At 26.6% G+C, this 6,940-nt stretch carries 8 protein-coding genes and 1 pseudogene; 4 read left to right on the top strand and 5 right to left on the bottom strand.

Annotated features, from left to right (window positions below; all coding sequences use genetic code 11):
* Positions 1-305, top strand: a pseudogene (locus KPL54_RS24660) (recombinase family protein); the annotation flags it as partial.
* A gap of 443 nt (positions 306-748) precedes the next feature.
* Here the strand turns inward: KPL54_RS24660 and KPL54_RS24655 are convergent.
* The 3 genes from KPL54_RS24655 to KPL54_RS24645 all read right to left on the bottom strand — a co-directional run bounded on the left by KPL54_RS24655 (position 749) and on the right by KPL54_RS24645 (position 2,222).
* Complete coding sequence (locus tag KPL54_RS24655) at positions 749-1,252, bottom strand: hypothetical protein (RefSeq protein ID WP_216109147.1); 504 nt, start codon at positions 1,250-1,252, stop codon at positions 749-751.
* Positions 1,253-1,409: 157 nt separating this feature from the next.
* Positions 1,410-1,754 (bottom strand): hypothetical protein, encoded by a 345-nt coding sequence (locus KPL54_RS24650; protein ID WP_216109146.1) that lies wholly within the window; start codon positions 1,752-1,754, stop codon positions 1,410-1,412.
* Positions 1,755-1,904: 150 nt separating this feature from the next.
* Entirely contained in the window at positions 1,905-2,222 is a 318-nt protein-coding gene (locus KPL54_RS24645) for a hypothetical protein (RefSeq protein ID WP_216109145.1), read from the bottom strand.
* 418 nt (positions 2,223-2,640) lie between these two features.
* Between KPL54_RS24645 and KPL54_RS24640 the strand changes: the two genes are divergently transcribed.
* The 3 genes from KPL54_RS24640 (at position 2,641) to KPL54_RS24630 (ending at position 5,244) form a co-directional block, all read left to right on the top strand.
* Positions 2,641-2,835 carry a hypothetical protein gene (locus tag KPL54_RS24640; RefSeq protein WP_216109144.1) on the top strand — a complete coding sequence of 65 codons (195 nt, stop codon included), beginning with the start codon at positions 2,641-2,643 and terminating at the stop codon, positions 2,833-2,835.
* Positions 2,836-3,068: 233 nt separating this feature from the next.
* Positions 3,069-4,844, top strand: a complete 1,776-nt coding sequence (locus KPL54_RS24635) for a M3 family oligoendopeptidase (protein WP_216109143.1) — start codon at positions 3,069-3,071, stop codon at positions 4,842-4,844.
* 22 nt (positions 4,845-4,866) lie between these two features.
* Entirely contained in the window at positions 4,867-5,244 is a 378-nt protein-coding gene (locus KPL54_RS24630) for a hypothetical protein (RefSeq protein ID WP_216109142.1), read from the top strand.
* A gap of 126 nt (positions 5,245-5,370) precedes the next feature.
* On the opposite strand, the gene KPL54_RS24625 is transcribed toward KPL54_RS24630, so the two are convergent.
* Positions 5,371-5,616, bottom strand: a complete 246-nt coding sequence (locus KPL54_RS24625) for a hypothetical protein (protein ID WP_216109141.1) — start codon at positions 5,614-5,616, stop codon at positions 5,371-5,373.
* Positions 5,617-5,855: 239 nt separating this feature from the next.
* Positions 5,856-6,575, bottom strand: a complete 720-nt coding sequence (locus KPL54_RS24620; protein ID WP_216109140.1) for a PBECR4 domain-containing protein — start codon at positions 6,573-6,575, stop codon at positions 5,856-5,858.
* Positions 6,576-6,940 lie beyond the last annotated feature (365 nt).

Here is a 6,940-nt window from a genome sequence, read left to right as displayed (position 1 = left end):
ATACGCCATTAGTAAGCACAGGAGACACCAAATTAGATTATACGATAAACAATATGCTTATTAATTTCTTGTCTTATATAGCTGATAAGGAGCGGGAGAAAATACAGGGTAGAGTTATAGAAGGATTAAAGAATGCTAAGGCTAAAGGCATTAAGTTGGGTAGACCCAATAGGATTTTACCTGAAGACTTCAAGAAGTATTATAGTAAGTGGAAAGATAAAGAAATAACCGGAGTTGAATTTGCAAAATTATTGAGCATAAGCAAAGCGACATTATATAGGTATATAAAAGAATATGAAATGTAAGAGAGGGTTAATACCTTCTTTTTTTTATGGAATGGATTAATCGATTTATAATACATTCAAAGTAAAAAATCAACTTATTATATTACATTCAAATCGAAATTTTCAAGGAATGAGCAATATAGCCAAAGTGAAAGTAACACAATTACTATTGTGTTACTTTCAGAATACCAATATACAATTAAAGTAAGTAACCTCGTATCATTAGATATGAGGTTTATTGTGACGACAACTTCTGTTTTAAATATGGGATCAACTTTATTTCAGTTATATTTTATATTATTTTCCATTCTTCCTTTAATATACCATAGCTAATAGAATCATAATATTTGTTGTCAACAATCCGAGACTACTTAGATAATCTCGATAGTTAATTTTATTAATTTACACAATATCCTCCTTCGTAATTTCAAAATAAGTATGGTTGTATAAGCATAAATGATACTTTAATTATATTTACTTAATTCTGTTTCAAGGCTATTAGCTACATTCATGAGACCTTCATAAACTCCTTTATCTACGCCAGGACAATTATTGTAACGTTCCATATAAACTTTCATCTTTTCCATCAAGTTTATATAACCATTTAAATCATTTGGCATATTTTCTTTATTCTCCTTCAGTGTCATGTTATAAATGGTGTCAAAACTCATCATAGCATCTTTTTCTTTCTCTGTAGCATTTTGCCATTTTTCTCTCCATGCTTTACGAACTATCCCAGGTGCTGTTGTAGGCGGAAATGATACTCTATGTTTTTGAGCCTCTTCGAAAGAATAAGCTGAATGAAGCATATGACTTTTTGTATACATCTCATAGTCTATTTTATCTTCTTCCTCACTAATTTTTTTATCGGCAAGTTCAATCTCTAAGTTTATTTTTCCATTTCTATTATTTTTCAAATATTTATCTGTATAATTTCTTGATTGATTCTGATTAATAATTAAATCCATTATATCTCCTCCATTTGTATATAAAAATAGACCTTAATATTTTCAGCCTAAGTTTATGAATAGTTTTTTTAAAGACTCACCTTAGTTCGATAATTTATACAAGTTTGTCATAAAAAAAATATATAATCAACCATATTTACTATAAATAAAATGTGTGCTATTTATCTAATATAATCTTTAGTTTTTTAGTTGGTCCATCATTTACATTCTTAAAATTTGGATATCTATAAATTTCATATCTAAATTCAGTACCATTATCAATCTGTTTGTTCTTCTTTACAACTGTTATCAGCCTGTTCCACGTAATAACTTGATAACCTAAACCCATATAAACCGTAGTTCCTCCGTCTTTATACATCTCTTTTTCAACAACAAAAACAGGTTTTTTATCTTGATATACTAAATTTGAATCTATACTGTAAGTTATTTTTGGAGCATAGACAAATATTATGATTATCAACATAATTGTTAATATATAGGCATATTTTCTATGCTTTTTCATAACATTTTACCTCTTTTTTAATATTACATAATAATATGTATTATACCATAATTACCATAAATTAAGTATATTTACAAATCTATAAAAATGGCTAATAGCCTCAATCTGAATGTAACTCAATTGGTATTATGTTACATTCATATTAGAACGTTATGAAATACTATCTTTAAAATTTATAAATAAATATTTGTTTTTTAAAATTGAAATGTATAGTAAATTCAATAGTTTTTTTAATCCTTGAACTGAATTACCACACTTAAATTCTATCAATTTATTTTTGCTTTCAACAAAAATTAATTCATTACTTCTGCACCAATCAATTTTTAGATAAATTGAATGATCCCCATCCTCAATATTTATGTCTTTAGTCTCTCCATCCTCAATATTTCCATAAAGGATACCGTCTATAAAAATATCATAATATCTGTACTTATCATGATATGTTGATTGTCTTGATAGCTGAATCATAAATACATTCCTCCTAATTGTCGAACCTTTATATGCTACAAGTTCATCATAAAATATATATTTAATCATACCATAATTACCATAAATTAAGTATATTTACAATTCTTTAAAAATGAGTAATAGCCTCAATGTGAATGTAACTTAATTACATTTATGTTACATTCGTTAATGTTTCCTTTATGAAATAAAAAACTTAGTAATTTAAACTAACTATTAGATTATTAAAACACTACATTAACTTTTAATAATATTATAAGACATAATACGGGGTTATCATTTTTTTTACATTTATTCTTGATTTTAGTTATTTAATTATGCTACTATAATTTTATATATATATTTATACATTGAAAAATATAAAATATGTAGATGAATAATACTATTTAAATAGTTTATAATTTTTTTGGAGGTGTATATTATGACTAAGTTAGGAAGAAAAGAACAAATCGAATATATAGATATAATTAATAGTGGGTCTGTATGTGTACATGAAGACATTGACCATATAGATAAGTTAACCGATGAAGAGGTTGATGATTTATATTGGAAATGCAAGGAATATGAAGAAAATAAAATAGAATATACTGAGGAAGATATGGAAAATGAGTATTAATAGGTGAGACACCAAAATACATGTAAAAAAACTGTAACTTTGGGTACGTCGTATATAGTTGAAATGAGCCACATCATTGATAATTCTCTATGATGTGGCTCATTTCAACTATATACGCTGTTTGATTCATAGCCTCTGGCTGTTTTTCGTATATTAAATATATTAGAAAAGAAATAAAACAGTAAAAATAATAAGCACTAATTGATTACGTTATAACGAAGGGAGTAATTAGTATGGAACAATATAAATGGAGACTTGAGGATTTGTATGAAACGGAAGAACTATGGTTGGATGACTTTAATTATGTCCAAGAAATGATAGATCAAATAAAAGGGTATAATGGGCAACTAGGTAAAACAGCTACAATACTAATTGAAGCATTGCAGTTACGTGATAAAATTAATGAACATAAGGATAAATTGCGTATGTATTGTTTGAAACGAAAACAAAAAAATTTTAAAAATACGCACTTTCAAGTACGTTTTGAGGAAGTAGAAAGTCTTAGAATTAAAGTAGAAAAAATCCTTTGTTTTTTCGAACCTGAACTGTTAAATATACCTAGTGAAACTTTATTAGAATTTAAAAAAGAGACAGATAAATTATCAATTTATGATTTTTATTTCAATAACCTTAAAAGGAAGAGCACAACAGTTTTAACAGACTTAGAAGAAGCTATTCTATCTCAAGCAGGCATGTTATTAAGTATACCAGGAAGTATTTACGGAAAAATTAAGGAATCTGATTTTAAACCATCAATAATAGAGGATGCTGATGGCAATCAGATTATACTAACAAATATTAGATATTCAAATATATTAGAAAATAAGGACCGGAAATTACGAATAGATAGCTATAAAGCACATAATAAGTATTTCTTGGAAAGAAAACATACACTAGCAGATATATATATTTCAGTAGTGAAAAAAGATGTTTTTATATCAAAGAGTAGAAAATATAAATCCTGTTTAGAGTATGCACTTTACAAAGATAACGTACGTTTAAATGTATATGAAAGTTTAATAAAAGCGGTACATGACAATATAGAAACAGTACATAAGCTTGTTAGTATCCACAAAAAATCTATGCAACTTCAAAAACTATATATGTATGATTTTAACGTGTCAATTGTTGAAAAAATAGAAATTAATATTTCTTATGATAAAGGGTGTGAAATATTAAAAAAAAGCCTAGCAAAATTAGGTTCTGAATATATTTTAGAGTTAGATAATGCAATAAAATCGAGATGGATAGATGTTTATCCAGATGATAAAAAGCAAAATCAAGAACTTACAGGCCCAGTTTATGGGGTTCATCCATATGTACTTTTAAATTATAGAAATGATATAAATAGCTTATTAACATTTGCACATGAAATGGGGCACGCGATGCATGCGTATTATGCATTCAAAGAGCAACTTTTTATTAATGCTTATTATAGTCCAATTATTGCAGAGATTAGTTCTTTAGTTAATGAAATATTAGTATTAGAATATATGATAAGTAATGCAAGCAATCGCAAAGAAAAAATACATTTAATTTATGATTATGCTAGCAGATTTTATAAGGTTATAATAGTACAAACTAAGTTTGCGGAGTTTGAAAAAATTGTTCATGAAAAAGTAGAAATGAATGAAGGCGTTGATACAGATACATTATGTAATATTTTCCATAAACTTAATTCCGATTATTTGGGAATAGAAATGACTCTTGATAATGAAAGTGATATGGGCTGGTCCAAAATACAACATGTGTTTAGCAAGCCTTTTTATGTTTATACATATGCAACTGGATTTTCTGCAGCGGTAGCTATCACTAATAAGATATTACAAGGTGATAAAGAATTTATAAATGCGTATTTAGATATATTGAAAAAAGGAGGATCTGACTATCCTATAGAAATTATAAAGACTTTAGGAATAGATTTAAATACTCCTAAGCCGGTTGAATTAGCTCTTTCAAAATTCAAAGAACTTGTAAATCAATTAGAGCAACTATTAAACGTAGAGTAAAAACAAAGGAGCCTGTAAAAAAATGAAACAAATAACAACGATAATTTATGATAATGAAACTTTTAAAGTGTTTTATGTACAAAGATTTAAAACGGATATTGTTGACGATTATGGCGTAGCACGTCCATCTTTAATTAATAGAATAATCTATGTATATAATGAGTTTCTTGGATTATCTGAAAACAGTAAAAAATTCATGTTATTACATGAAATTGGCCATATTATTGGTATAACAGATAACATAGAAGCAGATATATTTGCATTAAAAAACACAAGTTTAAAAATAGCTGAAAATGCTTTACACGAAACAAGAAACGTTTTTTTTAAGTTGAAACCATTGGAACATGAGAAGATTTTGAATTATATAAATCTTAGAATAAATATATTAAAAAATAAATAACAGTGTGGGTGAATAAATAGTAAAAACTCAATTCAATATTTTATTTAAGATATACCCTCATCCATGCTATATACTGATGACTAGCTGTCTATACTCTAAATTATCATATTTCTTTAATTTAAGGTGTTATCTTCTTTTTAATTTTTCATTATCTATTTGCAATTGCAATAATTCTTTCTCTAATTGTTCTTTCTCTGTTTTTACTTTATTAAGTTGTGTTTGGCTATCATAAAATTCTTTTTTACTATTTTTGTATGGTAATTCTAATGCTAATTTTTGAGCTATTTTCTCATTTTCTAATTTTTCTTGCTCTTCGGACTGGTGTTTTGCCAATAAATAAAATGCTGTTGATGCACCATCGTAATTCATCATTAATTATCCTCCTAAATTAAATTTATATTGTTTTATTTTTCCTTATACATTGATATAACTATACTTTTATATACCTGTGCCTTTTCTTGAATATTGACGTATATGCTTAATTATACTATATATAACATATATTCCATATGAGAATTTTACAGTTCTAAGCGATAAAAAGGCATACAACATAACAGAAAAATTATATTGAATGACTTCATATATTGGAAATAAAAATACCAATGGTAAATTTAATCAGAGGCTTGTACATTTTTAATTTCTTTAGGAAATTCTGTTGTAGAAGCAATATCTTTAGCCATATTTTTGACCTCTTGCATTTCTTGGTTAGATAATGTAATGCTTATATCAATATGTTCTTTGATTTTTTCATAATAAGTCATTATCATTTTAGAATCACCTATAAGAATTTCATCAAATTTTTCTTTACCCATTTTTTTTCTCATTAATAAACTAATATCTTTCACTTTGTTTACATGGAGTTCATTGCCTTTAAGCAATGACATTGGACGTGATTTTGATGTATTTATAAATCCTAACGTACATTTATCATCCGCAGTTGCAAAACTACAGGTTACACGATTTTTTAAAAATGTTTCTTCTACTTTAATATTTTCATTAAATAAGTTCATAGCATTAGATAGAACTTTTATTTTTTCTCTAACAGAACCCTTTACCGATTTTACAGTTTGTTTTTTCTTAATGAAATCAAAATCTTCTTCTTTTAATGTCTCATTAAAACATTTTTCAAAGAAAAGTTGTGGATTTATTAAAGAATGGACTCCTATTAAATGTTGATAATTATCTTCTTTAGCGTCCACTATATAATAGTCTTTTGTTACAAATGCACTTGAACATACTAAATATTCATAATCAACGTAATTTTTTTTATAATTTTTAGCTTCGCTAATTGCTACATTTTTCACTCGTTCTTTAAAAGAAATTTCTTCCACTTACTTCCCCCTAAAAGAAAAAGGATGACAAAGTCATCCTTTTTCTGATTTTTCGCAGTTTACTCTGTAATCGAATTGAGTTTTAGGTCTTCATTCCGACCAAGTCGATATGGGTTTAAAGTCTCCAGTCCGACTTATATTTACTGTTTAATTATAAACATTATCTTCAATCAATCGTTAAAATTCACTTTTAAAGGGTTCAAAACACTCAATGACCTATTATTATATGAAGTACATTATTTCGTATAATAAATAAATTTTTAATCGATTTGAGACCGTTTGTAACATTTTGTATCTTTAATTGCATCATAGCACAAACATAAAAAGAAGTCAAGTGTAAACACCAGTTCGACACTGCTGTTTAA

This window comes from Clostridium estertheticum (assembly GCF_018861295.1).
GTDB classification, from domain to species: Bacteria; Bacillota; Clostridia; order Clostridiales; family Clostridiaceae; genus Clostridium_AD; species Clostridium_AD estertheticum_D.
This window is presented reverse-complemented; position numbering and strand designations above follow the sequence as displayed.